Source organism: Herbaspirillum sp. FG34, from assembly GCF_057809315.1.
Genome location: NZ_JBMDJS010000052.1, coordinates 1 through 666 on the forward strand (window position 1 = coordinate 1; position 666 = coordinate 666).

At 57.5% G+C, this 666-nt stretch carries 2 tRNA genes; both read right to left on the minus strand.

Annotation, left to right across the window (positions count from 1 at the left end):
- Nucleotides 1-137 precede the first annotated feature (137 nt).
- Nucleotides 138-213 (minus strand) — tRNA-Glu (locus tag ACODSZ_RS23105).
- A 73-nt stretch (nt 214-286) separates the two neighbouring features.
- Nucleotides 287-362 (minus strand) — tRNA-Ala (locus tag ACODSZ_RS23110).
- Nucleotides 363-666: the final 304 nt, after the last annotated feature.

Sequence of the window (666 nt, forward strand, 5' to 3'; positions counted from 1 at the left end):
CGAGCGAGGGATTCGCCCACGTGCCGCGGGCCCGGTTTCGCTTGCAAGCGAAACCTTTCGAATCCCCCCGCGATGTGCTCAAGCACATCGCTAGGTGCCGCCAAATAAAAAAGCCCGCGCAAGCGGGCTTTTTTATTTGGCGTCCCCTGGGGGATTCGAACCCCCGTACTCACCGTGAAAGGGTGATGTCCTAGGCCTCTAGACGAAGGGGACAAAACGGTCACAACTACTACATTCCTCGAATCAGCTCTTCCGCCAATTCACCCCACATTTCCATGCGGGTCGCTGGTGGAGGTAAGCGGGATCGAACCGCTGACCTCTTGCATGCCATGCAAGCGCTCTCCCAGCTGAGCTATACCCCCTGCGAAAGGAAAAGCCCCAAACTCCGGACTATCCAACCTCAAGGTAGCCTGATCAGTCAGACTACTTCAACTTTCAAACAACCCGGCGGCAACCGGACTGCCTTAAAACCTGGCGTCCCCTGGGGGATTCGCCCACATTCTGCGGGCCGCGGAATCGCTTGCAAGCGATTCCCTTCGAATCCCCACGCGATGTGCTCAAGCACATCGCTGGACTTCCGTAATCCAACCTTGGTCGGACTATTTTGCTACCTGGCGTCCCCTGGGGGATTCGAACCCCCGTACTCACCGTGAAAGGGTGATGTCC